Origin of the sequence: Paractinoplanes maris (assembly GCF_023544465.1) — a bacterium.
GTDB lineage: Bacteria > Actinomycetota > Actinomycetes > Mycobacteriales > Micromonosporaceae > Actinoplanes > Actinoplanes maris.
On the sequence record NZ_JALPVL010000001.1, the window covers coordinates 666,719 to 691,538 of the forward strand.

Annotated in this window: 23 protein-coding genes; 9 read left to right on the forward strand and 14 right to left on the reverse strand. The window is 68.9% G+C overall.

Annotated features, from left to right (window positions below):
• Positions 1 to 135 precede the first annotated feature (135 nt).
• Positions 136 to 1,719, forward strand: a complete 1,584-nt coding sequence (locus NAG42_RS03205; RefSeq protein ID WP_250028337.1) for an acyl-CoA carboxylase subunit beta — start codon at positions 136 to 138, stop codon at positions 1,717 to 1,719.
• Positions 1,720 to 1,723: 4 nt separating this feature from the next.
• On the opposite strand, the gene NAG42_RS03210 is transcribed toward NAG42_RS03205, so the two are convergent.
• From NAG42_RS03210 to NAG42_RS45450, 4 genes are all read right to left on the reverse strand, one after another.
• On the reverse strand, positions 1,724 to 2,389 hold the full coding sequence (locus NAG42_RS03210; RefSeq protein WP_250027747.1) for a M50 family metallopeptidase: 666 nt from the start codon (positions 2,387 to 2,389) through the stop codon (positions 1,724 to 1,726).
• 99 nt (positions 2,390 to 2,488) lie between these two features.
• Positions 2,489 to 3,223: a M50 family metallopeptidase gene (locus tag NAG42_RS03215; RefSeq protein ID WP_250027748.1), complete on the reverse strand. Its 735-nt coding sequence runs from the start codon at positions 3,221 to 3,223 to the stop codon at positions 2,489 to 2,491.
• Positions 3,224 to 3,270: 47 nt separating this feature from the next.
• Entirely contained in the window at positions 3,271 to 3,492 is a 222-nt protein-coding gene (locus tag NAG42_RS03220; protein ID WP_250027749.1) for a hypothetical protein, read from the reverse strand.
• 64 nt (positions 3,493 to 3,556) lie between these two features.
• On the reverse strand, positions 3,557 to 7,126 hold the full coding sequence (locus NAG42_RS45450) for a serine/threonine-protein kinase (RefSeq protein WP_438872351.1): 3,570 nt from the start codon (positions 7,124 to 7,126) through the stop codon (positions 3,557 to 3,559).
• Positions 7,127 to 7,227: 101 nt separating this feature from the next.
• Between NAG42_RS45450 and NAG42_RS03230 the strand changes: the two genes are divergently transcribed.
• The 4 genes from NAG42_RS03230 (at position 7,228) to NAG42_RS03245 (ending at position 11,338) form a co-directional block, all read left to right on the forward strand.
• A complete protein-coding gene (locus NAG42_RS03230) occupies positions 7,228 to 7,425 on the forward strand; it encodes an acyl-CoA carboxylase subunit epsilon (RefSeq protein ID WP_250027750.1) in 198 nt (65 codons plus the stop codon).
• Between the two features lie 110 nt (positions 7,426 to 7,535).
• Entirely contained in the window at positions 7,536 to 7,982 is a 447-nt protein-coding gene (locus tag NAG42_RS03235; protein WP_250027752.1) for a hypothetical protein, read from the forward strand.
• Between the two features lie 1,531 nt (positions 7,983 to 9,513).
• Positions 9,514 to 10,500, forward strand: a complete 987-nt coding sequence (locus NAG42_RS03240) for a S8 family serine peptidase (protein ID WP_250027753.1) — start codon at positions 9,514 to 9,516, stop codon at positions 10,498 to 10,500.
• Between the two features lie 223 nt (positions 10,501 to 10,723).
• The gene (locus NAG42_RS03245) at positions 10,724 to 11,338 is read left to right on the forward strand and encodes a Maf family protein (protein WP_250027755.1); all 615 of its coding nucleotides are present in this window, start codon (positions 10,724 to 10,726) and stop codon (positions 11,336 to 11,338) included.
• Between the two features lie 7 nt (positions 11,339 to 11,345).
• Here the strand turns inward: NAG42_RS03245 and NAG42_RS03250 are convergent, their stop codons facing one another.
• The 3 genes from NAG42_RS03250 to NAG42_RS03260 are packed head-to-tail and all read right to left on the reverse strand — an operon-like array spanning position 11,346 to position 13,648.
• Positions 11,346 to 12,101: an ABC transporter permease gene (locus tag NAG42_RS03250; protein ID WP_250027757.1), complete on the reverse strand. Its 756-nt coding sequence runs from the start codon at positions 12,099 to 12,101 to the stop codon at positions 11,346 to 11,348.
• A gap of 3 nt (positions 12,102 to 12,104) precedes the next feature.
• Entirely contained in the window at positions 12,105 to 13,049 is a 945-nt protein-coding gene (locus NAG42_RS03255; RefSeq protein WP_250027759.1) for an ATP-binding cassette domain-containing protein, read from the reverse strand.
• A gap of 32 nt (positions 13,050 to 13,081) precedes the next feature.
• Positions 13,082 to 13,648: a PadR family transcriptional regulator gene (locus tag NAG42_RS03260; protein ID WP_308201101.1), complete on the reverse strand. Its 567-nt coding sequence runs from the start codon at positions 13,646 to 13,648 to the stop codon at positions 13,082 to 13,084.
• 44 nt (positions 13,649 to 13,692) lie between these two features.
• Between NAG42_RS03260 and NAG42_RS03265 the strand changes: the two genes are divergently transcribed.
• Entirely contained in the window at positions 13,693 to 15,444 is a 1,752-nt protein-coding gene (locus NAG42_RS03265; RefSeq protein WP_250027761.1) for an acetyl/propionyl/methylcrotonyl-CoA carboxylase subunit alpha, read from the forward strand.
• 102 nt (positions 15,445 to 15,546) lie between these two features.
• On the opposite strand, the gene NAG42_RS03270 is transcribed toward NAG42_RS03265, so the two are convergent.
• Positions 15,547 to 16,089, reverse strand: a complete 543-nt coding sequence (locus NAG42_RS03270; protein WP_250027763.1) for a GNAT family N-acetyltransferase — start codon at positions 16,087 to 16,089, stop codon at positions 15,547 to 15,549.
• Positions 16,090 to 16,433: 344 nt separating this feature from the next.
• Between NAG42_RS03270 and NAG42_RS03275 the strand changes: the two genes are divergently transcribed.
• Entirely contained in the window at positions 16,434 to 17,183 is a 750-nt protein-coding gene (locus NAG42_RS03275; protein WP_250027765.1) for a DedA family protein, read from the forward strand.
• Here NAG42_RS03275 and NAG42_RS03280 read toward each other — a convergent pair.
• A complete protein-coding gene (locus tag NAG42_RS03280; RefSeq protein WP_250027767.1) occupies positions 17,113 to 18,513 on the reverse strand; it encodes an NAD(P)H-quinone dehydrogenase in 1,401 nt (466 codons plus the stop codon). The genes NAG42_RS03275 and NAG42_RS03280 overlap by 71 nt on opposite strands.
• 87 nt (positions 18,514 to 18,600) lie before the next feature.
• Here NAG42_RS03280 and NAG42_RS03285 point away from each other — a divergent pair, with 87 nt between their 5' ends.
• Positions 18,601 to 19,062, forward strand: a complete 462-nt coding sequence (locus NAG42_RS03285) for a gamma-glutamylcyclotransferase (protein ID WP_250027769.1) — start codon at positions 18,601 to 18,603, stop codon at positions 19,060 to 19,062.
• Here NAG42_RS03285 and NAG42_RS44780 read toward each other — a convergent pair.
• The 4 genes from NAG42_RS44780 to NAG42_RS03305 all read right to left on the reverse strand — a co-directional run bounded on the left by NAG42_RS44780 (position 19,059) and on the right by NAG42_RS03305 (position 22,470).
• The gene (locus tag NAG42_RS44780; RefSeq protein WP_250027770.1) at positions 19,059 to 20,015 is read right to left on the reverse strand and encodes a GNAT family N-acetyltransferase; all 957 of its coding nucleotides are present in this window, start codon (positions 20,013 to 20,015) and stop codon (positions 19,059 to 19,061) included. The two genes, NAG42_RS03285 and NAG42_RS44780, sit on opposite strands and share 4 nt — an antisense overlap.
• A 40-nt stretch (positions 20,016 to 20,055) precedes the next feature.
• Positions 20,056 to 20,793 (reverse strand): SCO6745 family protein, encoded by a 738-nt coding sequence (locus tag NAG42_RS03295; RefSeq protein ID WP_250027771.1) that lies wholly within the window; start codon positions 20,791 to 20,793, stop codon positions 20,056 to 20,058.
• An 80-nt stretch (positions 20,794 to 20,873) separates the two neighbouring features.
• Complete coding sequence (locus NAG42_RS03300) at positions 20,874 to 21,833, reverse strand: hypothetical protein (protein WP_250027772.1); 960 nt, start codon at positions 21,831 to 21,833, stop codon at positions 20,874 to 20,876.
• Between the two features lies 1 nt (position 21,834).
• Positions 21,835 to 22,470: an MBL fold metallo-hydrolase gene (locus NAG42_RS03305; protein WP_250027773.1), complete on the reverse strand. Its 636-nt coding sequence runs from the start codon at positions 22,468 to 22,470 to the stop codon at positions 21,835 to 21,837.
• 109 nt (positions 22,471 to 22,579) lie between these two features.
• Here NAG42_RS03305 and NAG42_RS03310 point away from each other — a divergent pair, with 109 nt between their 5' ends.
• Positions 22,580 to 23,539 carry a DUF4349 domain-containing protein gene (locus NAG42_RS03310; RefSeq protein WP_250027774.1) on the forward strand — a complete coding sequence of 320 codons (960 nt, stop codon included), beginning with the start codon at positions 22,580 to 22,582 and terminating at the stop codon, positions 23,537 to 23,539.
• A gap of 4 nt (positions 23,540 to 23,543) precedes the next feature.
• On the opposite strand, the gene NAG42_RS03315 is transcribed toward NAG42_RS03310, so the two are convergent.
• Positions 23,544 to 24,800: an amidohydrolase gene (locus NAG42_RS03315; protein WP_250027775.1), complete on the reverse strand. Its 1,257-nt coding sequence runs from the start codon at positions 24,798 to 24,800 to the stop codon at positions 23,544 to 23,546.
• Positions 24,801 to 24,820: the final 20 nt, after the last annotated feature.

Here is a 24,820-nt window from a genome sequence, read left to right on the forward strand (position 1 = left end):
TTGAGTGCGAAACGCACCCGTAGCGGCGCGGCGCCTGCTAGCTCGGATCCACGCGATCCACGGGAGCCGACCTCGCGCACTACGATCATTACCGACGAGTATTTCCCGCGGAGAGCGTTAGGGATCACCGTGACGATCGAGCAGGACGATGCGGTCCAGGCGGACATTCACACCACTGCGGGCAAGCTCGCTGATCTCGCCCAGCGCACCGACGAGGCCGTGCACGCCGCCTCGGCCCGGGCGGTCGAAAAGCAGCACGCCCGGGGCAAGAAGACGGCCCGCGAACGCATCGAGATGCTGCTCGACGAGGGCTCGTTCGTGGAGCTCGACGAGCTGGCCCGGCACCGCTCGACCGCCTTCGGCCTCGAGAAGAACCGCCCGTACGGCGACGGGGTGGTCACCGGCTACGGCACCGTCAACGGCCGGCAGGTGTGCGTGTTCTCCCAGGACTTCACGATCTTCGGCGGTTCGCTGGGTGAGGTGTTCGGCGAGAAGATCGTCAAGGTGCTCGACCTGGCCATGAAGGTCGGCTGCCCGATCATCGGGATCAACGACTCGGGCGGCGCCCGCATCCAGGAAGGCGTGGTCGCCCTCGGGCTCTACGCCGACATCTTCTTCCGCAACGTGCGGGCCAGCGGCGTCATCCCGCAGATCTCCCTGATCATGGGGCCGTGCGCGGGCGGCGCGGTCTACTCCCCCGCGATCACCGACTTCACCGTGATGGTCGACCAGACCTCGCACATGTTCATCACCGGCCCCGACGTGATCAAAACGGTGACCGGCGAAGAGGTCGGGATGGAGGAGCTGGGCGGCGCCCGCACGCACAACAGCCGCAGCGGGAACGCGCACTACCTGGCCTCCGATGAGGACGACGCGATCGACTACGTGCGCGCGCTGCTGTCCTACCTCCCGTCGAACAACCTGGACGAGCCGGTGACCTTCGACGGGCCGGCCGATCTCTCGCCCGCACCGGCGGATCTCGCGCTGGACTCGCTCATCCCCGACTCGGCCAACCAGCCGTACGACATCAAAACGGTCGTCGAGACGGTGGTCGAGGACTTCCTCGAGGTGCAGCCGCTCTACGCGCAGAACATCGTGGTCGGCTTCGGCCGCGTCGAAGGGCGGCCGGTCGGCGTGGTCGCCAACCAGCCTTTGCACCTGGCGGGCACCCTCGACATCGCAGCTTCCGAGAAGGCGGCTCGCTTCGTGCGTACGTGTGACGCCTTCAACATTCCGGTCGTCACTTTCGTCGACGTGCCCGGCTTCCTGCCCGGCACCTCGCAGGAGTGGGACGGCATCATCCGCCGCGGGGCGAAACTGATCTACGCGTACGCCGAGGCGACCGTCCCCAAGGTGACGGTGATCACGCGCAAGGCGTACGGGGGTGCCTACGACGTGATGGGCTCGAAGCACCTGGGCGCCGACCTCAACTTCGCCTGGCCCACGGCGCAGATCGCGGTGATGGGCGCGCAGGGCGCGGTCAACATCCTCTACCGCGGGGAGCTGGCCGCGGCCGACGATCCCGCCACCCGCCGCTCCGAGCTGATCCAGGAGTACGAGGACACGCTGGCCAACCCCTACATCGCGGCCGAACGCGGCTATGTGGACGCGGTGATCATGCCGTCGCAGACCCGGATCCAGATCACCCGCGCGCTGCGCACTCTGCGCACCAAGCGCGAGACCCTGCCACCCAAGAAGCACGGCAACATCCCGCTCTGACCGATCAGGCCGGCAGCGGGTTCCTGAGCAGCAGGACACCGCCGTAGATCAGGGCGGCCATCGAGCCGAGCCAGAAGAACGCGACGAAGAACGCGGTGGACAGGCCGGTCGCCTTGGCCAGCGATCCGGTGTCCGCCTCGGGGCCCCTCTTCCAGTTGCCGTACAGCTCGGGGATCTGCCGCGTGCCGCCCATCAGCAAAAACCAGATCCAGATGTACGTGAACACGAGCTGGACGTCCTCGCCGGCGCGCATGGCCACGGCCCAGACGAGCGCGCCGGTCACCGGGACCGCGATGAAGCCGAAGAAGTTGCGCACCATGACCAGCAGCAGCGCCATCAGGAGCAGGGTCATGAGCAGGATCGACCGGGGGCTGATGCCCCGCACCAGCATCCAGGCGCCGGCCAAGCCGAAGATCGACGGGCCCAGGTAACCGGCCAGCCCGGCCGCCAGGGCCTGCAGGACGTTCCACTTCTCCTGGCGATAGGCGGTGGCACCGGCCCCGCCCGGCTGCACGAGGATCTTGGTGACGAACAAGCCGGTGAGCGAGCCGAACATGGCGTGGCCGCCCTCGTGCGCGATGGTGATCGCGTGGGTGGTGAAACGCCACAGCGGCACGGCGGCCACGAAGGCGAGGACCGCCGTCGTCCAGGCCAGGCTGGGGCTTCCCATGCCCCGGAAGCTATCGCCGCCCGTGCACCCCACCCATCGGCCGTTGGTACGACTGCGTCACCCAATAGTGACGCGTAGTCGCACTCCGGCCGCCGATCGTCAGGAGGTGCCGACCGGCAGCCACTGCCCGGCGAGCAGGAACGCGCCCACGACCAGCGCGACCAGGTTGACGATCAGGAAGAAGCCGACCCAGAAGATGGCGGGCACGTGCGAGGCGCGAGCCAGCTGGTCGGCGTCGGAATCGGGCATCCGGCCCCGGCCGCGCAGACTCTGCAGCTCGAAGACCGGGCGGACCCCGCCGAACAGCAGGAACCACACCCCGGCGTACGCGAAAACGGCCTGGACCTGCGGCGACGCGTACCAGGAAACGGCGAACACGATCGCCCCGGTAACCACCAGCGAGAGCACGCCGAACAGGTTCCGGATGTTGATCAGCATGAGCAGCAGGAGCACTACGGCCAGCCAGAGCAGCAGCGTGATCCGGTTGCCGCCGAGCAGCCAGGCGCCGAGCAGGCCGACCAGCGACGGCGCGATGTACCCACCGAGCAGGGTGAGCATCATGCCCGGCCCGGTCGGGCGACCCGACGACAACGTCAGGCCGGAGGTGTCGAACTCCAGCCGGATGCCGCGCAGCCGACGGCCGGTGAGCAGGGCGAACAGCGCGTGCCCGCCCTCATGGGCGATCGTCACGGCGTTGCGGGCGACCCGCCAGACCGGACGGAACGCCACCGCGAGCAAGCCGGCCAGGGCGGTGAGCAGCACCAGGAGACCGGGCGGGTCCGGTTGCGCACCGAGCAGCTTGTCCCAGAAGTCAGTAACACCGTCGATCGACACAGCGCGGAACTGTATCCGATCTCGCTAAGTGGATCCTGTTACGCGCCTCAGGCGCGACGGCGCAGCACCATGTCGGAGCGGGCCGGGGCAGCACGCTTCGTGAGCAGCAGCCGGGCGGCGAGGACGGCGCCGGCGAGCACCGTCAGCGAGGCGACGATCGAGAACATGACCATCGGACCGGCCGCTGCGGCCAGAAGCACCAGGTCAGCGACGGCCACGAGCATCCAAAGCGCCAGCGCGGGCCTGCGTCCGTGCGGTCGGCCAGTCATGTCGTACCTCCGTATCGTGATGCGAGATGACTTACCCATTCACTCGCGTCATCACTCATCGGAGTTACTTCTTGGGCTGGAATCCCTGGTAGATGAGCTTCAAATCGGCCTGCGAGGCGTTCCAGTCATCGGGTGAGACATACCAGGAGATCGAGTACGCCTGGTCGTCGCTCACGATGATGTTGCGCTTGACGGCGTGCTGCTCGTTGCCGGTGCTGGTGGTGTAGAAGAACTCCCAGTCGGCGGCCTGCTTGAAGTAGTTGCTGACGGACTGCAGCCGGACCTTGTTGTAATTCCGGTAGTCGCGTCCGGCCCGGTCCCGCTCCTGCTGCTGCCAGTCGGCGAGCGCGTCGGGCTTCGGGTCGTCGCTCTGGTCGATGAGCAGCAGGCGGTTGTTCCAGCGAATGCGGGTCTCACTGCCGTCCTGCGAGATGTCGGCGCTCTTGGGCAGCGGCACCTTGTAACCCGAGCCGTCCGAATAGACCCGCCAGGTGGTCGGCAGGGTCAGACCGGCCGGGCTCGACGGAGGGGCCGACGACGGCTTGGGCGACGGAGTGGAGCTGGTGGCCGGGGCCTTGCCGGGCTGCTGCGAGGGGCCACCGGCCGAGGCGGGCGGGGCGACGGGCTGCCGGGCCTGGTTGCCGTTGTCCTGGTCACCGTCATTGTTCAGTACGCCGATGAGGACAACCACGAGGACGACGATGAGCAGCAGGATGCCGCCGGCGACGGCAGCCTGGCCGTACGTGAGCCGAGTGCCGAAAACGGTGACGCCGGGTGACTGGCGCACGGGCATGGGCGTCCACGCCGGTCGCGACGACCGGTTGAAGGCCGGCATCGGCTCGGGGTCATGCTCGGCGGGCACGAGGACGGTGGCGTCGGTCGCGCCCCGCCTCATGGCGGTCGTCTTGGCGGGCGCGTCGTCGGTTACGGACTTGCCGGGTTTGGCCTTGTCGTCGACCCTCTTGGGCTGGGCCGGCAGTTTCTTGGCGGGGCTGACGACCTGAGTCGCGTCCACTACGGCCGGCTTCCCAGTCTTACCGGCCCCGTCGTGCCGCGTGGTGTTGGTGCTCGCGTTGTCCGACACGGAGTTCTCGACTGCGGCGCTCGCAGCCGTGCTCCCACCGGCCCGGATGCCCCCAGCGTCGGCGCTCCCAGCCTCACCGCCCCCAGCTCCGGCGCTCCCAGCCTCGGCGGTCCCAGCCTTAGCGCTCCCAGCCTCGGCGGACCCAGCCTCACCGCTCCGAGCCTTAGCGGTCCCAGCCGCGGCGGACCCAGCGTTGGCGGACCCAGCCTTAGCGCTCCCAGCCTTAGCGGTCCCAGCCGCGGCGGACCCAGCGTTGGCGGACCCAGCGTTGGCGCTCCCAGCCTTAGCGGTCTCACTCTCGGCGGTCCCAGCCGCGGCGGACCCAGCGTTGGCGGACCCAGCCTCAGTGGACCCAGCCTCGCCGCTCCCAGCCTCGGCGATCCCAGCCTCGACGGCCCCGGCCTCGACGGCCCCGGCCTCAGTCCCAGCGTTGGCAACCCCAGCGTTGGCGCTCCCAGCCCCGGCAGTCCCAGCGTTGGCGCTCCTAGCCTTGGCGCTCCCATCCCCTGCAGTCCCAGCGTTGGCAGTCCCAGCGTTGGCAGTCCCAGCGTTGGCAGCCCCAGCCTCGGCAGTCCCAGCGTTGGCAGCCCCAGCCTCGGCAGTCCCAGCGTTGGCAGCCCCAGCCTCGGCAGTCCCAGCGTTGGCAGCCCCAGCCTCGGCAGTCCCATCGTTGGCAGCCCCAGCCTCGGCAGTCCCAGCCTCGGCAGCCCCAGCGTTGGTGGTCCCAGCCTCGACGCTCCGGGCCTGAACACTTCCAGGCTGGGCGCTCTTGACTTCTGCGTTCTCGGCCTTAGCGCTTTCACTCTTGGCGCTCTCCGCCTTGGCGGGCGCTGATTCTGCGCGCTCAGCCTTGGCGGGCGTTGCGTTCGCGGGCTTGGCCGGCTCCGGCTTCGTCGCCGGCTCGGGGATCCTGGTGGTCCGGTCGGCCGGCGGCTCGGAGATCTTGGTGGTCTTGTCGACCGGCGCCGGGCTCTTGGCGGGGCGGGCGACGGGCGTCGCGATCCTTGTGGTCTTGTCGACCGGCTCCGAGATCTTGGTCGTCTGGTCGACCGGCGGCGCCTTCGGTTCCTTGGCCGGCGAGATCTTGGTGGTCGGGTCGGGCTGCTCGCCGGGCTTGACGCGCGGGAGCAGGGCGGTGGCGTCGGCCAGGGACTTCTCGTGCTCGGGGGCAGCCGTGCCCCGGCGGTTGGCCGCGACGTCGGCGGCCGTGAAGCCGGCTTGGCCGCCCCGACTCGTACGGGAAAGCCCGCCGCTCGCGTGGGGGCCGGACCGCGGCGAATCAGGAGTGGAGGTCTGGCCGGGCGGGGTGGGGGCGCCGGAACGCGTACCGAAAACCGTCGTCCGGTCGTCCTGAACCGGGGGGCCGTCGACCCGGGTGGCATCGATCTTGGGACCGTCGACGCGGGTGGCATCCAGGCGCGGAGTGTCGACCTTGGGAGTGTCGACGCGGGTCGGGGTGTCGGCGGCGGGACGGCCGACCTGAGCCTTGCCCGGCGTGAACCGCGGCCGGCCCTCACCAGCCGACGGACGACCGGGGGTGACCGGCGGCTGCGACGGGCCCGCCGGACGGCCGGGAGCCGGAGTCACCGTGCGACCGGACGGACGCGCGACCGGCGGGCGCGGGCCGGGCACAACCGGAGCCGAAGAGGTGCCGCTGGTGAGCGCCGAACGATCACGGCCCACCCCCGGACGACGCATCGTCGGGCTCATCGGGAAGCTCAGCTTGGACCGCCGGCCGGCCGCGCGCAGCAGCAGCCGCTCGGCCTCCTCGGCGTTGATGCGGTGCGTCGGATCCTTGCGGAGCAGGCCGTTGAGCACCGGCTTCATCGGGCCGGCGTTGCGCGCGGGCGGCGGGTTCTCGGTGGCCAGCGCGGCCAGTGTGGCGATGGCCGACGGGCGGGCGAACGGCGAGGCACCCTCGACCGCGGCGTAGAGCGTGGCGCCCAGCGACCAGAGGTCGGCGGCCGGGCCGGCTGAGCCGTCCCGCGCCCGCTCGGGAGCGATATAGGCCGGCGAGCCGAGCACCAGACCCGTACGCGTGACGTTGGGGTCGCCCGGCACGGTGGCCAGCCCGAAGTCGGTGAGCACGACCCGGCCGTCCGCGCCGATGAGCACATTGCCCGGCTTGACGTCGCGGTGGACGACGCCGGCCCGGTGGGCAGCGCGCAGCGCGTTGAGCACGCCCAGGCCGATCTCGGCGGTGCGCACCGGACTGTACGGCCCGTCGGCGGCCAGCGTGTCCTGCAGCGAGCGGGACGGCACGTACTCCATGCCGATCCACGGGTCGGCGTCGGTGCGCAGCACGTCGAAGACGCGGACCACGTTGATGTTGTTGAGCCGGGCGATCGCGCGCGCCTCGCGCAGCGACCGCTCCCGCATCTCCTGCCGCTCGCCCGCGGTCAGGCCCGGCGGCGGCACCAGCTCCTTGATGGCGACCTCACGGTGCAGGACGACATCGGTCGCCCGCCAGACACGACCCATCCCGCCCTGACCGAGCGGCGCGACAAGCCGGTAACGGTCAGCGACTACGAGCGGGGGAGAGGAAGACATCACGGAGAAAATACCCGGTCATGTCGAGCGACAGCGAATCGATCAGCCGAGTGTGGGATGCGTGTCACCGGATCTTCGGTGCGACGTCGTACGCTCGGTCGATGAATACGGAACTGCTGGTCAGCGTCGTGCGTGGCGAGCCGACCGACCGGGAGCTGGCCGCGCTGGTCACAGTGCTGCTGGCGGCATCCAGCAAAGCTGATGCTCCGGCCCATCCGGCACCCGTCTCCACCTGGGCCAGATCCGCACGCCCATCGATGTCCCCGGGCTCATGGAAGGCCTCTGGCCTGCCCCGATAGATCATCATCCGTCACTGTCCACAGGGGCCCCCGATGCTGGCAGTGACCGACTACTCTCACAATCGCTCGACCGCTCAGCTTGTGAGATTCGTCAGTCCGGGGAGGCTTGGATGATTCCGGAGGAGGATCGCGGTCCCGCCTGGCTGCGTGACTACGGCACCACCGATTTCGGCGCCATCGAGGCCGACATCCAGGCCATGGAACAGTTCGCCGCCCAGCTGGCCGCGAACGTCAAAGACAGCTACGCCCCTCACATGTCGTCGGTCAGCGATTCGATGCTCACTCGCCTGCCTGACCCGCCGGCTGCGTTCGCCGAGCTCTACTCGTTCCTGACGGCGCACAACGAGGCGCAGAACGTCACCCACCAGAACGTCTACAACTACGCGAACGGCACAGCGGGCTTCGCCAGCGCGGCCGCCGACATCAGCAAGCAGTACAGCGGCTCCGACGCGTTCGCCCGCGCGAGGGTCAGCGATGTCGACAAGGCGTTCGACAAAGTGGGTATCCCTGAGGCCAGCACGACGGTCACTCCCACCACTGGCGAGGGAGACGTCTGATGCTCGTCGCAGGAGGCGGCGGCGGGGCCGGAGGCACTCCCTGGGGCATGTTGACCATTCAGGGGATGCAGGAGCTCATCCAGAACCCGGACACGGAGCGGCACTACGAGCTACTGACCGGCTGGAAGCGATCGGCTGACCTGCTTGTCGAACACCAGTGGCAGGTGCGGAACTACCGCGACAACTTGGCTGCAGCTTGGCCCCCGGAGAAGAACGCCGCCTCGGCCGCTTACATAGCCCGTCTCGATGAACTAATCACCAACCTCACCGAGACGTACGAGGCCGCACTCTCCAACCACGACGCCTTCGCCGCTGCGACGCTGTCCATCAGCCTGGCGCAGAAGGAAATGAACGAGCTGGCCCGCGAGTACCAGTCGAACGAGCTGATGCTGGCCGACTTCACCGCCAAGCAACAGAACGCAAGCGGCCAGCCCCAGCCCACGCCAAGCCCCAGCGGCGAACAGCCCCCAGTCGCGCCTGGCCGGCAGCAAGAGCTGTACCAAAAAGCTGTAACGCTCCTGAGCGGAGTAAGCGCCGATTTGGCACAAGCTCAAGTCAGGATCAGCACGCCTCGCCCATACACCCCCGAGAACCGCCGCGACGATCCGGTTGGCGGCGAGGGCGGCACCTACATAGCTCCGGCCATCCCGCCAATCTCACCCAGCTATTCTTCGGAGGCTTCAACTCCGGCCAGCTCTTCTCGCTCAGCGGTCACCTTCCCATCTTCTGGCAGCGCCACTACGCCACCTGCTCCTCAGCAGCCGGCTCCACAGCCCGGCCTCATCCTCGGCGGAGCGAGCCCTCCACCCGCTGCGATTCCAGCTTCGGGAATCGTCCCAGCTTTGCCGAGTTCCCCAGTGGGCCCAATCGGACTGACCCCACCTCCCGGACCCTTTGCTCCGACCCCTCGTAACTTCACGCCCGGCGGGAGGACACTCGCCCCTCCCCCGATGGGCCCAATCGGACGAAATGTAGGTCCTCCCCACGAAGGCGTTATTCGCCCTGGTGGCCCTCCTCCGGGGAGCGCCCGCGCGATGCCACCTGGCGGATTGATTGGAGGTGCGCCTGGCGTAGGCATTGCTCCACCTGGATCCGCGAGGACAGCTTCTCAACGAGTCAATCCCGTCGGCGGAGTTATCGGTAGTACCTCGCCTTCCGGCGGCAAGAGCGCTTCGGCCAGCACCTCCGGCCAACACTCAGGCAGCGGAGGACCTTACGGTCAAGGCGGTCGGGGAATTTCAAAACGGGACCAAGAAGAACAATCTCGTTGGGATCCCGACAATCCATGGCACACAGCGTCCGGTGTAGATCCAGTCGTGCTACCTCCACGAGATCAACGCATCGATCCGGGACCCGCGATTGGTCTCAGTTGAAAATTCCAACGAAAATTCTCTCCGTTTTTATTGTAGGCTTCATAACCGTCCCCATCACTCCGGCGGGCCCCGCGTCTGCAGACGCTGTCCGCGACCGCCAGTGGTATTTGAAAAGCCTTCAGATCTCGCAGGCTCGGACGGTTACTGCTGGATCCGGAGTGACGGTTGCGGTCCTAGACTCGGGCATCTATCCGCATCCCGACATTAAGAAAAATTTACTCGCCGGAAGCGACCAGGCTTCTCGCAGCAATAAGGACGGCAGGTCCGACACCGACGGTCACGGAACCCGAATGGCCGCACTCATCGCCGGGCATGGGCGCGGCTCAAACCAGGGGATCCAAGGGATCGCGCCAGCAGCCAAGGTCCTGCCGGTAATCATTACCAGTGACGGAAGAGGCCATGCAGACATCATGGCCAGAGGAGTGGCCTGGGCGTCCAGCCAAAAGGCACAGATCATCAATATTTCCGGGGTAGCCGGTCCTGGATTCGAACTTCAGGATGCAGTCGAAACAGCACTCGCCGCTGATATTGTCATAGTGGCCGCCGCAGGCAATACTTCATCCGACGCGATTATTAATTACCCAGCTGCATTTGATGGCGTTCTGGCCGTAGGCGCGACTGGACGTAATGGAAAATACTCGCCCAGTTCCGTCAAAGATGAAAAGGTGCAAATTTGCGCACCCGGCGTCGATATCATCTCGGCTCAGCCTCCGAATGATTACGGGTCTGCAACCGGCACTTCTGATTCCACAGCTATCGTATCCGGCGCTGCTGCGCTGATACGTGCCCAGTTCCCCCAACTCTCCGCAAGAGACGTGGTTCATCGACTAACTGCGACTGCAGATGACATTGGTCCGCCGGGGCGGGATAATGAATGTGGGTTTGGCCGGCTCAATATCGTTAGAGCTTTGACTGCTAAAGTATCGCCGATTGAAGATGACCAGGCTGCGCCGGAAAAACCCACCGCAACTACTAGCGCGCCAAGTGTCATTCGCCCTGAAATAGTGGTGCCTAGTTCGCCGCCTCAGGCGGAAGGGAAGCCTGCGAGTAACACCACATTCCTTCTCTTTGGTGGACTCGCAGGAGCTGTGGCCATCGCTGGCGCCCTCGTAGCGTTTGCGCTGCGTCAGCGCAGGCGCCCCTAATAAATTAGCAAGCCTCGGGCCGCTTGCTTGGGATCCGTTCTATCCGCGCCCATAGCTTAGATAGACGCTCAAGGAAATAAGCAGAACTTCTGCACCGTTCCCAGCTAACTCTCCGCGGCCGTCCCGTGTTCCTGCTGCGATCTAACGATCAGCTGGTCTCATCTGGGCTCAAACGCCAGGTTGTGTGCTCCTTGGGGCTAGTGGGGCTTGTAGCCTCGGGGGCGTGGAGAAGGACATTGTGTACCGGTTGATTCTTGCTTCGGCTAGTCCTGCTCGGCGGGGGCTGCTCAGTTCGGCGGGGATTGAGGCTGAGGTGATGGTCAGCGGCGTGGATGAGTCGACTGTTGGGGCTGAGGATGCCTACACGCTCTGCTTGGCGCTGGCTCGGATGAAGGCACGCACCATCGCGGCTCAGTTGAACGCTGATCCGGGGGTTGTGGTGCTCGGCTGTGACTCCGTACTGGCCTTTGACGGGGAAGTGTTCGGCAAGCCGGCCAATGCCGAGGAAGCGACCAAGCGCTGGATGCGCATGCGCGGGCGGTCCGGTGTCCTGCACACCGGCCACCACGTCACCAGCCTGGTCACCGGCAAGCAGGCCGAGGCGGTCGGGATGACCACGGTGCACTTCGCCGACGTCAGTGATGAGGAGATCGCGGCCTACGTGGCCAGCGGTGAGCCGCTTCAGGTGGCCGGCTCGTTCACCCTCGATGGGCGTGGGAGCGCCTTCGTGGAACGCATCGAGGGTGATCCGGGCAATGTGATCGGGCTTTCCCTGCCCTTGCTCCGCAAGCTGCTGGCCGAGATGGGCGTTCCCTACATCGCCTTGTGGAACAAGTAACGAGCGGTCAGCGGACGCTTCGGGCGAACTCCCTCGCTGCCCAGGCCACGGCCACGACAGCAAGCACAGCCATGATGAGCAGGCCCTGCCACACGTCCGGGGCACCCAGGTCACCCCGGAACAAAGCTCTGGTGCCGTTCACCGCCCAGGAGAACGGGTTCCAGTCGGCGATTCCCTGCAGCCAGCCGGGGGCGTACGTCAACGGCAGCAGGATGCCGCTGAGCAGGAGGACCGGCTGGGCGACCGTGTTCATCAGCGGGGCCAGGGCGTCCTCGCTCTTCACGACCAGGGCCACGCCGTAGGAGACCGCGGACGTCATCAGTGAGATCAGCGCCAGCATCAGGTAGGCCAGCAGCAGGTTGGGCACGAAGACCCGCAGGTCGAAGACCAGCGCCAGCAGCGTGATGATGATGGCCTGGGCGATCAGCGAGACCACGTCGCGCAGGGAGCGGCCCAGCAGCAGCGCCACGCGGCTGACCGGGGTCACCCGGGACCTTTCGATCACGCCGGCGCGCAGTTCGGCGATCAGGCCGAAACCCTGGAACAGGCCGCCGAAGATGGCCAGCAGCACCAGCAGGCCGGGGACGAAGATCTCGTACGCCTCGGCGTTGGTCCGCACCTGCAGGGCCGGCTTCAGCAGGGGGGCGAAGAGCAGCAGGTACATCACCGGCTGGAAGACGCCCACGAAGATCCAGATGGGGTTGCGCAGCAGCAGCTGCATCTGGCGGTTGAAGATCAGGGAGGTGTCGCGCAGCAGTTTCATGGCTCAGCTCTCCCGCAGGGATCGGCCGGTCTTGGTGAGGAACACGTCGTCGAGGCTGGGGCGGTGGAGCTCGACCGTGCCCAGTGGGACGCCTGCCGCGTCGAGTGCGCGCAGGATCTGGGGGATGGCCACCGCGCCGTCCTCGACGTTCAGGCGCACGTGATCGTCGTACGTCTCGATCTTGTAGGAACTGAGGGCCTGGACCGCCGCCGGGATCGCGTCGACCGGGAGGCCCACGCGGACGACGTCTCCCGAGATCTCGCGTTTGAGGCCGGCCGGTGTGCCGGAGGCGACGATCTCGCCGTTGTCCATGATGGAGATGCGGTCGCAGAGTGCGTCCGCCTCGTCGAGGTAGTGGGTCGTGATGAAGACGGTCATGCCCTCCGCGCGCAGCCGTCTGATCTCGTCCCACATGTGGGCCCGGCTCTGCGGGTCCAGGCCGGTGGTCGGCTCGTCCAGGAAGACGACCTTGGGCTCGTGGATGATGCCGAGCGCGATGTCGACCCGCCGGCGCTGGCCGCCCGAGTAGGTCTTGCACTTGCGGTCCGCGTACTCGGAGAGCTGGAATCCTTCGAGCACCCGCGCGGCCCGGGCCAGCGCGTCGCTTTTCGACGCGCCGTAGAGGCGCGCCTGGAGGACGAGTTCCTCCCGCGCGGTGGAGTCGTCCCAGGTGCTGCCGCCCTGGGCGACGTAGCCGATGCGGCGGCGCACCTCACCGGGGTCGGAGCGCAGATCGGCGCCGGCGATCGTGGCGGTGCCGTCGTCCGGTTCGATCAGGGTGGCCAGCATGCGGAGGGTGGTGGTCTTGCCGGCCCCGTTGGGACCGAGGAAGCCGAAGATCTCACCCTCGGCGACGTCGAGGTCGACACCGCGTACGGCTTCGACCTTCTTCTTTTCGCGCCCCTGACGCGAGGCGAACGACTTGCGCAGCCCGCGAGTCTCAATCATGCGAGCAGACTACGACGGTCAACTTTTACTAGTCAAACTTGATTAAGTGGCTTCCACGTGTCGTCGGTCGTCTCGATGCGTCGCGCGGTCCGCTCGCACCAGGCGATCTCGGCCTCGGCCATGACGATGCTGCGCTCCCACATCCAGGACACGAAGACCGGCTTGTTGTCGGCCCAGTCGGCTTTGGTCGCCGCCTCCAACTGCTGGACACCGGCCCGCAACTGGGTCGCGCGGTTGCGCAGGGCGGCCGCGGACTCCTCACGGGGCAGCGCGGGCAGGAAGGAGAAGGCGGCCATGAACGGGTCAGCCCCGGGCGTCAGATTCCACCAGCCGTTACGCAGCAGCGCCTGGAACTCGGCTTTCCCCTTCTCGGTGATCTCGTACGTCGTCCGCGCGGGACGGGAGCCGACCTGCTCGGTGGCGACCTCGTGCAGCAGGCCTTCCTCGGTCAGCTTGCGCAGAGCGTGATAGATCGAGCCGGGCTGCACGTTGGCCCATTTGTCGGCACTCCAGCTCAACAGCTCCCGGCGAACGTCGTAGCCGTGCACCGGCTCCAGCCACTGGACCAGGCCGAGAATCATCATGCGGGTCGCGGACACTCTCTCAGCGTAAATCTGTCGGCCGCTGGCGCTAGGCTCAGCCCGTGCGCAAGGTATTGATCGCCAACCGCGGCGAGATCGCTGTCCGGGTCATCCGGGCCTGCCAGGACGCCGGCCTGACCAGCGTCGCCGTCTATGCCGGCAGCGATCGCGACGCGCCGCACGCCCGGCTGGCCGACGAGGCGTACGCGTTGGAGGGTGAGACCGCGGCCGATACCTATCTGCGCATCGACAAGCTGCTGGCGGTCGCCGCGCGCAGTGGGGCCGACGCCGTCCACCCGGGCTACGGCTTCCTGTCGGAGAACGCCGACTTCGCCCAGGCGGTGCTCGACGCCGATCTGACCTGGATCGGGCCGACCCCGCAGGCGATCCGCGACCTGGGTGACAAGGTGACCGCGCGGCACATCGCCCAGCGGGCCGGGGCGCCCCTGGTGCCGGGCACGGCTGAGCCGGTGGCCGACGCCTCCGAGATCATCGCGTTCGCCGAGCAGCACGGGTTGCCGGTGGCGATCAAGGCGGCGTTCGGCGGTGGCGGGCGCGGGCTCAAGGTGGCCCGCACGCTCGAGGAGATCCCGGCGCTGTTCGAGAGTGCGACGCGGGAGGCGGTGGCCGCGTTCGGGCGCGGCGAGTGCTTCGTCGAGCGTTATCTCGACCGGCCGCGGCACGTCGAGGCGCAGGTGCTGGCCGACACGCACGGCACCGTGATCGTGGTCGGCACGCGTGACTGCTCCCTGCAGCGCCGGCATCAGAAGCTGGTGGAAGAGGCGCCCGCGCCGTTCCTGAGCGACGAGCAGCGCGCGTCGATCCACGAGAGCGCCAAGGCGATCTGCCGCGAGGCGGGCTACCACGGGGCCGGCACGGTGGAATACCTGGTCGGCCAGGACGGGACGATCTCGTTCCTCGAGGTGAACACCCGCCTGCAGGTGGAGCACCCGGTGAGCGAGGAGACGGCCGGGCTCGATCTTGTCCGCGAGCAGTTCCGCATCGCCGACGGCGAGGCCCTGGAGCTGACGAGCGACCCGGTGCCGCGCGGCCACTCGATCGAGTTCCGCATCAACGGCGAGGATCCGGGACGCAACTTCCTGCCCGCGCCGGGCGCTGTCGAGACGCTGGTGTGGCCGCTCGGGCCAGGCGTCCGGGTCGACGCGGGGGTCGAGGCGGGCAGCGTCGTCGGCGGCAACTTCGACTCGCTGCTGGCCAAGATCATTGTTTCCGGGCGTACGCGGGAGGAGGCGCTGGAGCGGTCCCGCCGGGTTCTCGACGAGACGGTGATCACCGGTCTGGCCACCGTGCTGCCGTTCCACCGGGCGGTGGTGCGCGATCCGGCCTTCACGTCGGAGCCGTTCACGGTGCACACCCGGTGGATCGAGACGGAATGGGCGGGCGGCGTCGAGCCGTTCACCGGCGGGACGCCGGGCGAGGCGGGAGCGGACCAGCGCGAGACGGTCGTGGTCGAGGTGGGCGGCAAGCGCCTCGAGGTGACGGTGCCCGCCGAGCTGCTGCAGGCCGCACCGGCTAAGGGGCAGCCGACGGCCCGGCCGGCCACGCGCCGCAGCGGCGGCGGCACCCAGGCTCAGGCCGGTGGCGCCGCGCTGACGGCGCCCATGCAGGGCACCGTCGTCAAGGTGGCCGTGGCCGACGGCGACAGCGTGTCCGAAGGGGACGTGATCGTCGTCGTCGAGGCCATGAAGATGGAGCAGCCGCTGACCGCCCACAAGTCCGGGACGGTCTCCGGGCTGGCGGTGCGGGTCGGCGAGTCGGTCACCGCCGGGTCGGTCGTCTGCAGCATCGACTGACGTCCGGCTCGACGGCCCCGCCCGCTGCCGGCTCGGCGCTGAACCGGCCGTGTCGGAGCTGGGGCGGAAAGGCGCCGCGCGCGTGACCGGGCGGGCCCGCCGTCAAACGGTGTCGAGCCAGAAGCGGAGCTTCTCGTCCCGGCGACCGGCCGCGACACCGCCGTTGCGCTCGATCGTGCGGCGTGACGGCTCGTTGTCGACGTCGCAGGTGATGAGCACCTTGGGCAGGCCGACGGCGGCGGCCAGGGGACGGGCCGCGGCCAGCATGGCGGTGGCGTGACCTTTGCGCCGGGCCGAGGGGCGCACGTCGTAGCCGATATGTCCGTTGCGCTGGCCGGCCAGTCCCGGGGCCAGACGATGCCGGATGTTGAGCCGGCCCAGGTATTCGGGCCCGTCGAGCCACCACAGGACCGTGGTCGGGACGAAGCCGGGCGGCCGGGGGCTCTCCTCGAGACGCTGTGCCCGCAGAAACTCGACAAAACTCCGGAAGCCCGCCGGGGTCGACCAGGTCGGCCCGTACGCCCGGAAATCGGCCCCGATATTGCTGAAGTCGTCGAGGCCACCACGCCCCTCGGCGCGGTATTCGTCCATGGCGACCAGGAACGACATGTGGACGTCGACTGTGGGCGGAACCAGCGCAGGCACCCGCACAGACTAGGCGGCGGGGAGAAGGAGGTGGGCCGCCCGTACGGGACCTACGGACGGCCCACCGGCCGGCACACCGAGAACGGGGGACCCGGAGTCCCGGCCGACTTCACGGTACGCCCGGCGGAGCCGCGGCGAAAAATCTCACGGACGAATCGGGACGGATCGGCCTTTCGATACGGCACCGTCCCGAAAATCAGAGGCGCCGGTGAGATCGAGACAATACCGTGTCAGGCATCACCGACGACCGGGTCTGATCAGGAGCATGCTGAACACAGCACATTCTCAGGTGACTCCACGGAGAATGTCGTGGACCCCGAAAAAGCCGCGAGGTGGCGAGACCGATGACCGAACTGTTGACCATGATGGCAACACCGGCATGGGCGTACCTTGCTCTCTTCGGATTCCTCGCCGTCGATGCCCTCATCCCGGTCGTGCCCATCCAGGCGATCATGATCACATCCGGGGCGCTCACTGTCTACGGGAATCTTGATCTTGCGCTGGTGATCCTCATCGGCGCGCTGGGCATGTTCACCGGCGACACCATCGCGTTCACCCTCGGCCGCAGCAGCGCCGACCGCGGCTCGGGCCGGCTGGCCGCGTTACGCGCCCGCTATGCCCCCAAGCACGACGACGAGGGCAAGGAGTCACGCACCAGGCAGGCGGCCCAGCGCTTCACCCGCGGCCTGCGCCGGCCCGGTCCGCTCGTCCTGCTGCTCTGCCGGTTCGTGCCCGGCGGGCGCATGGCGGCCGGCTTCCACGCCGGCCGCCGCGGCTACCCGGTCAAGCTGTTCGTGCTCTACGACGGGGCCGCCGCACTCGCCTGGGGCTCGTACGGCGGTCTGGTCGGCCACATCGGCGGCACGGCCATCACCCAGTCGGCCTGGCGGCTCTTCGCGATCGCCGCCACCGCCGCGGTCGTCTTCGGCACCGCGGGCTGGATCCTGGCCCTCTTCGGCGGCCGCAAGGAGGAGGCCCTCCAGCTCGCGGCGGCTGCCGCGGCGGCCGCCGGCCAGGCCGACGTCACTGCAGCTCGTGCTGCATCAGCTGACGCGCCGCTTCCGCGATCGACCCCGACAACGACGGGTAGATAGTGATCGTGTGGGCCAGCTGGTCCACGGTCAGGTTGTTCTCGATGGCCATCGTGATCGGCAGGATCAGCTCGCTCGCCTTGGGCGCCACCACCACCCCGCCGATGATCTGACCGGTCGCCGGGCGGCAGAAGAGCTTGACGAATCCGTCGTGCAGGTCGGCCATCTTGGCCCGGGCGTTGCCGGTCAGCGGCAGCATCACCTGACGGGCCGGCGTGCGGCCGGAGTCCACCTCGTTCTGCGAGACGCCGACGGTGGCCAGCTCGGGGTCGGTGAAGACGTTGGCCGAGACGGTGCGCAGCCGCAGCGGCGCCACGGCCTCACCCATCGCGTGCCAGATCGCGATGCGGCCCTGCATGGCGGCCACGCTGGCCAGCGGCAGCACGCCGGTGCAGTCGCCGGCGGCATAGATGCCCGGCACATTGGTGCGGGAGACCCGGTCGACGGTCACATAGCCGCCGTCGCCGACCTGGACGCCGTACTCCTGCAGGCCGAGCTCGGCCGTGTTGGGCACCGCGCCGACCGCGATCAGCGCGTGTGAGCCCTCGACCACACTGCCGTCGCCCAGCGTGACCTGCACGGACGAGCCGGTGTTGACCACCGACTGGCCGCGGCTCTGGCTGAGGATGGTCATGCCCCGCTCGCGGAAGACCCGCTCGATCGCCATGGCGGCGTCGGCATCCTCGTGCGGCATCACCCGCTCACGGCTGGAGACCAGAGTGACCTGCACGCCCATGGCCAGGTAGGCGCTGGCGAACTCGGCGCCGGTCACGCCCGAGCCGATCACGATCAGATGCGACGGCAGCTCGGTGAGGTCGTAGAGCTGACGCCAGTCGAGGATCCGCTCGCCGTCCGGCCGCGCGGTGGCCAGCACCCGCGGGGTGGCGCCGGTGGCCAGCAGCACGGTGGTGGCCTCCACCGCGTACGTGTCCGCATCATGCGGCGTGACCAGCACCTGGTGGGTGTGGCCCAAGGTGTCCTCGCCGAGCCGGGCCCGGCCGTGCACCACGTCGACCCCGGCCTTGATCAGCTTGGCGTGGATGTCGGCCGACTGGGCCAGCGCCAGTCTCTTGACCCGCTGATTGACCGCGACCGCGTCAACCGAGACGCCCTCGAGCCCGGCCGAGCGGATGCCGAAGCGCTCGTTGTGCCGGTAACCGGTCATCACCTCGGAGCTGGCGATGAAGGTCTTGGACGGCACACAGTCGGTCAGGACGCAGGCCCCGCCGGGCCCTTCCGCTTCGACGAGGGTGACGTCCGCGTCGAGCTGGGCGGCGACCAGAGCCGCCTCATACCCGCCCGGTCCCCCACCGATGATCACGATCCGACTCACGAGGTTCCAACCTTCCGACATGGCAGTTGTGCCGACACGCACTCCTTGTATTCTCCACGACCGCCGTGTCCGGCTATCGTCATCGCCGTGCGTCATTACGCCGCGTATGGCTCAAACCTCGACCCGGCCCGCATGCGGGCCTACTGTCCGCACTCACCCATGGTGGGGGTGGGGTGGATAGAAGGCTGGCGCCTGACCTTTGCCGGTGAGAAGGAAATCGGCTGGGAGGGTGCCGTCACCACCATCGTCGAATCGCCGGGCGACCGTGTCTTCGTGTCGCTCTACGACGTCCACCCGTGGGATGCGTCACAACTCGACGAGGTCGAGGGGGTGACCGCGGGCACTTACCAGAAGGTCACCGTGCGTGTCTCGACCCTCGAGGGCGAGTTCAGCGCCTGGGTCTACGTCTTCAACGGATACGAGGGCGGCCTGCCCACGGCGTGGTATCTGAGCGAGATCGCGACGGCGGCGGAGAAGGCCGGCGCCCCCGACGATTACGTCGAGGATCTGCGCGGCCGCCCCACCGGCACGTCCTCCCCTGAGGGCTAGATCGTCTTGGCGTAGATGTTGGCCTCGTAGAGGGGCTTCATGCCGACGGCCAGGTAGAGCCGCGCGGCCCTGGTCGGGTTGGCCATGTCGACGCCCAGCCCGGCCTTGTCGCGCCCTTTCGCGGCATAGGCGGCGAAGGCCCGGCGCAGCAGCGCTTCGCCCAAACCCCTCTTCCGGTACGACCCCAGCACCGCGAGCCGCTTGACCCATCCCTCACCGGAGTCCTCGTCGCTGTCGTACGACGACTCGAGCACGCCCGCGACAACCCCGTCGACCTCGGCCACGAACCACTCGTCGAAGACCGGCGCGGGATCCTCGCCGACCTGTCTGCGCCAGCTCTCGTAGGAGGCGCTGCGGTGGTCCGAGTCGAGGAAGGCCTGCTCGATGACGGCGTGGAAGGCGCGCAGGTCGGCCTCGTCACCGGGGCGGACCGTACGAAGGGTGACGCCCACGGGAGGCTCGGAAGCGACCGGGGTCACGCCGGCCAGCGGGATCTGCATGCGCGCGTGCTGCTTGAGGAACGCGAAGCCGTGCTCGGTCAGCAGGTCGATGTACGCGGTCTCGCTCGGCACCGCCCCGGCCCGCACCTCGTACGTCTCGTGGCCGAACTCCGTCTTGCGCTCGGCCACCCGCGCGAGCATGAGCTCGAGCAACGGGCGCATGGCCGGCAGTCCGTCGACGGGCCAGACGTACACCTCGATGAAGTCGCGGCTCTCGCCGGTCGCGTTGCCCGGGTAGGTCCAGCCGACGATCCGCCCGCCGTCGTCGAGCGCGACCCAGCAGTCGCGCGCCATGTCGGTGTTGGGCTCGGTGAGGGCTTCGCGCACCTCTTCCGGGCTGTAGTCGGGATAGCCGATGGCGGCGATGTCGCTGGCGTGCACCAACTTGAGGAGGGCGGGTGCGTCGTCGAGGGTGGGCCGGCGAATGCTCCAGCCGTGGGGTAGCTCGGTCACCCGGGCATCGGATCACGTGTGGGACCTGCCGGGCGAGCCCTTATTGCGCGAGGCGGTGGCGCAACGACTCCAACAGTCCGATGAGCTCGACCCGTTCCCCGAGGTCAAGGGCCGCGTACGCCTGACCGGCCATCGCATCGGCGACCGACTCGGCCCAGATCAGGCGGCGGACGATCGGACCCGCCGGCGGGTAGGGCGGCTGCCAGCCGAACGCGACCGCGCCCGTCTCCCCCTCCGGACCGGCGATGATCGCCTGCAGCGGGGTGAGCCCGCTGGCTCGTACGGCGACGAGCTGCACGCCGAGCCGGTGCTCATGCAGCAGGTGGAGCAGCACCGCGACCTGCGCCCCGGGCGCCTGCTCGACCACCGGCATGGCCCGCCAGGCCGCGAACAGCGGCAGCCCGGCGTAGTCGACCGCGGCCACCACCCGCCCGATCAGCTCGTGCAACCGGGTCAGCCGGGGGAACCCGCCCAGCTGCTCGGCGCCCCAGGTGCACAGCTCGTGCAGGTGCCAGTTGGCCACCTCCATCGGCGCGGACGACTTGGCCGTCGCCTCCCAGCCGTCGATCACGGCCTCCGGGGCGATCATGCCGATCGACGCGGCCACGGTCTCGGGACGCACCTCGCCGAGGGCTCCCGCGCGGGCCGAGACGTGATAAGCCCAGCCGGAGAGGCCCAGCAGGCGCGCCCGGCGGAGCGTCTGTGGCGACTCGGCAAAGGCGCCCACGATCGTCGCGAGTCCCGTTTTGGCAGTGGCGGCAGCCTGTTCGGGTGTCACCCGCCCGATTCTGCTCCCCCTGGCACGTTCTGGAAAATATTCTTTCCGTTCGGCCGGACAATAAGATCGCTTTAGTCCGTTTAAGGGCGGCGGGTGGGGCGGTCGGATTGGCATTCGGGCTCGTCCGATTCGAGGTCTTCCAAGGCCGCCTGCACATCACCGACCTGGCGGCGGGCGGCGGCCGCTTCCCGTTCGGCGAGGCGGCGGGCCTGCTTGCGGCGGGCCACGTCGGCCTGGGCCTCAGTACGCTTGCGTTCCAGTTCGGCCAGTTCGGCGTCCAGATCCTCCACGACGTGACCAGCGTCACGTTCGGCCACTTCGGCCTTCTCGAGCTGGGTGTCGGCGCGCTTCTCGGCCGACTGCGCGTTGGTCAGCTCACGAAGCAGCTCGCGCCGGCGTTGCTCCCACTCGCGCTTGCGGCGCTCGGCCGCGGCCCGCTCGCGAGCCGACTGCTGCGGGAACTCGACAACCTCGCCGCCGTCCTCGTCCGGCTCCTCGTCCTCGTCCACTTCGGAGTCGTCGACGTCCGTGTCGTCGGTGACCAGCCGCAAGCGAGGCCGGGGCACCTCGCCGAAGCCGGCGTAGGTGGCGGCCCGGATCAACCGCCCGGTGCGCACCTGGGCGGCGATCTCCGGCTCGGCCAGAGCCGCGGTCAGCGTCGCCTCGACCTCGCCCAGCGGCAGTTTGGCCGACGGCTCCTCGGTGCGGGCCAGCTTGCCGGCCGCGGTGACCAGCGCCGAGACCACCTGGCGGCGCTGGTTGGTCAGCTCCCGCAAGGCGGTGCCGTCGAGGCCGCGCTGGGCCTCGCGCAGGGCCCCGGAGAGCTCGACCAGCTCCTCGATCAGCTCCGGTTTGCGCAGCGCCAGCAGGTTGACCACCCAGGCGGCCACCGTGGGCTTCTTGAGCGCGGCAAGGCGCTTGGCCGTCTCCTTGTCACCGGCCTTGCGGGCCTGCTCGATCGCGGCCGTCCGGGCCGCGACGAAGCCGTCCGGCGGGGACTCGTAGAGCCGCTGGATCAGGTCGTCGGTCGCACTGGGCACGTCAGGCGATGCTAGTGCCGGGCGCGACGTGCGCGTACTTGGTGCCGGAGAGTCGTTCGAGATGTCCGTCGGACACCTTCGCCCCGGTCTCGGTCAGCAGATAGTCGTGCAATGCGTACGCCCGCCCGGGCTTGACCGCGCGGACGAAGTCGATGGACTCGGAAAGCTTCATCCAAGGAGCATTCAACGGCGCGAAAAGCGTGTCCACCGTCGCGTCCTCCGGAACGGTGAACGAGTCCCCGGGGTGGTAGAGGTTGGCGGACCCGTCGGCGATCAGGTAGCCGAGGTTCGCGATGCGCGGGATGTCCGGGTGGATCACCGCGTGCTGACCCCCGTACACCTGGACCTGATAGCCCGCGGCCTCGAACGAGCCGCCCGGCTCGACCGCCGTCGCGACCTCGGCGAAGCCGGGGTGCTCGCTCAGCACGTCGGCGTGGGCGAACAGGCGCAGACCGGGATTCTTCTCGATCGCCCCGGCGAGCGCGCCGGGGTCGAGGTGGTCGAAGTGCTCGTGGGTGATCAGCACCGCGTCGGCGCCGTCGAGGGCCTCCCGCTCGCTGAACGCGCCCGGATCGACCACGAGGACGCCCGCGCCCTCGACCCGCAAACAGGAATGGGTGAACTTCGTGATGCGCACGGGATCCCTCCGCTGCTGATTCGTGACCGCTCATCTCGCAGTCTGCCGGAACCGGAATTGCTCCGCCGCACGTCCCAGGGGCACACCGAAACGCCGATGGGGAGAAAGCATGCGCGCTTTTCGCTCGCGAACCACATATTTGCTGGGAACTGCCCTGCTGGCCGGCGTTCTGCTGGCCGGTTGCGGGGCGGACAACAACGATCAGGCGTCATCGGGCAGTGCGGCCGACAATGCTGCCCCGGCCATGGGCGAGGCCGAGGGCGGGGCGCAGAAGCAGGAGGGCGCCGACACTCCGGCCCAGGCGCCCGACCTGAAGGTGGAACAGCGATCGATCATCTACCGCGGCACCACCAGCGTCCGGGTGGAGAACGTCGAGGCCGCGGCCGGGAAGGCGACCGGCATCGCCCAGACGGCCGGTGGATTCGTCAGCGGCGACAGCCGCAGCAGCGGGTCCGGGGCCGACACCGCGACGATGGAGCTGCGGATCCCGGCCGAGAAGTTCGGCGCGGTGGTCGACCAGCTGTCCAAGCTGGGCACCGAGGAGAACCGGCAGATCAGCACCGAGGACGTCACCGAGCAGACCATCGACCTGGACGCCCGGATCACCGTGCAGCAGGCCCGGGTCGACAGCGGCCGCAAACTGCTCGCCCAGGCCAAGTCGCTGAACGACCTGGTGATGCTCGAGCGTGAGGTGGCGACCCGGGAGTCCGACCTGGCTTCGCTGCAGGCCAAGAAGCGGAATCTGGCCGACCTGACCGCCCTCTCGACGATCACGATCACGCTGCTCGACCCGGAGGCCGAGGCGGTCGCCGGGGACGATCCGCCGGGGTTCCTGGGTGGGCTCGGTGCGGGCTGGGACGCGCTGCTGGCCTCGCTCCGGGTGCTGCTGACCGTGCTGGGGGCGCTGCTGCCGTGGCTGATCGCCTTCGGCCTGCCGATCTGGGGCGTCATCTACGCCGTACGCCGTTTCAACCGCAGCCGCCGCGTCGCGCCGCCCGCACCGGCGTACGCCCACCAGCCGCCGGCGGCGCAGCCCCCGGTCTCGGGGCCGCCCGCCGAGCAGCCTTAAGAGCTCAGAACGCGCCTGTCGCCAGGGCGGCCAGAGCGGTGTGGACCATGACCCGGACGCCGTATCCGATGCAGCTCTCGTCCACATCGAAGTCGCCCTGGTGCAGGTCGTGCTTCTCGTCCGAGCCGGGCACCCCGGTGCCCAGCCGGATCATCGCGCCCGGGACCTGGTCGAGGTAGAACGCGAAGTCCTCGCCACCCATGCTGATCTCGGCCTCGACGACCCGCTCGGCGCCCAGCGCGGCGCCGGCCGCACCGGCGATCACCGCGGCGGCCATCCGGTCGTTGATCACCGGCGGCACGCCGCGGTGGTATCCCACCTCGACCTGCGCCCCGGTCGGCGCGACGACGTCCTTGATGAGCTGGGTGACCAGCTCGGGCGCGGTGCGCCAGGCGTCCCGGCTCAAGATGCGCACGGTGCCGCGGGCCACGCCCTCGCCCGGGATCGCGTTGAACGCCTCGCCCGCGTGCACCGCACCCCAGACCATCGACAGGCCCGCGCGGGGGTCGACGCGCCGGCCGAGCAGGGCCGGGACGTCGACGATGACCTTGCCCAGCGCGTACACCAGGTCGGCGGTCAGGTGCGGACGGGCGGTGTGCCCGCCGGGGCCGCTGAGCTTGATGTCAACCGTGTCGGCGGCCGCGGTGAACGGGCCCGAGCGCACCCCGATCAGGCCGGACGGCAACTGCGGGTAGCAGTGCAGCGCGAAGATCGCGGCGACGTCCTTGAGCGCGCCGGCCGCGATCAGCTTGGGGGCGCCGGACGGGACCGTCTCCTCGGCGCACTGGAAGATCAGCCGGACCCGGCCCGGGAGCTCACCCTTCTCGGCCAGCTGCTGCAGCGCCAGGCCGAGGCCGAGCATCACGGTGGTGTGCACGTCGTGACCGCAGGCGTGCGCGACGTTGGGCACCGTGGACTTGTAGGGCACGTGCTTGAGGTCCTGCAGCGGCAGGGCGTCGAGGTCGGCCCGGAAGGCGACGACCCGGTCACCCTCGCCGATGTCGCAGATCACGCCGTTGCCCTCGGGCAGCAGGCGCGGCGACAGCCCGGCCACGGCAAGCTCGCGGGCGACCAGGGCCGCCGTGTCGAACTCGTGGTAGGAGGGCTCGGGGTGCGCGTGGATGTGACGCCGAATCGCTACGAGCTCCGCACCGCGCGAGGCGAGCCAGCGGTCGAGCTGACCGGGCAGGGGCTCGGCGCCGGGCAGAGGCCCGGGCCACTCCGCTCGAGCCCCTTCGGGCTCCGTCAGAGTAGTAGTCACGTCGGCTTCCGTATCAATCT